At 52.5% G+C, this 236-nt stretch carries 1 protein-coding gene; it reads left to right on the top strand.

Features of this window, described 5'->3' with window-relative positions:
• Nucleotides 1-17 precede the first annotated feature (17 nt).
• Nucleotides 18-236, top strand: a 219-nt coding sequence (locus ACYQ78_RS40120; RefSeq protein ID WP_459806239.1) for a hypothetical protein, incomplete at its 3' end; no start/stop codon positions are given.

The following is a 236-nucleotide window of genomic DNA, read 5'->3' as shown; positions in this document are numbered from 1 at the left end:
GAGGAGAAGACACCCACGTGCAAAAGGCGGGTCGCTTACCGCCAAATGTGGCCCAGGAGTGTGTGCTTGTTTGCTGGACTCTCCTGGAACAACTTCGATCCCAACCATTAGCACGTGACACTTCCGGCTTCTTTGAACTGCTGGCGCCCGTCATTTCTTACCTAAAAGCCAATCAGCAACAGTCTGGTTTATCACGTGACCGTATCGTCAGCCTGTTACAGTTGTGGTATGCGACC

This window comes from Herbidospora sp. RD11066 (assembly GCF_054661255.1).
The sequence above is the reverse complement of the archived record's forward strand: the minus strand, read 5'-3'. Positions and strand labels throughout refer to the sequence as shown.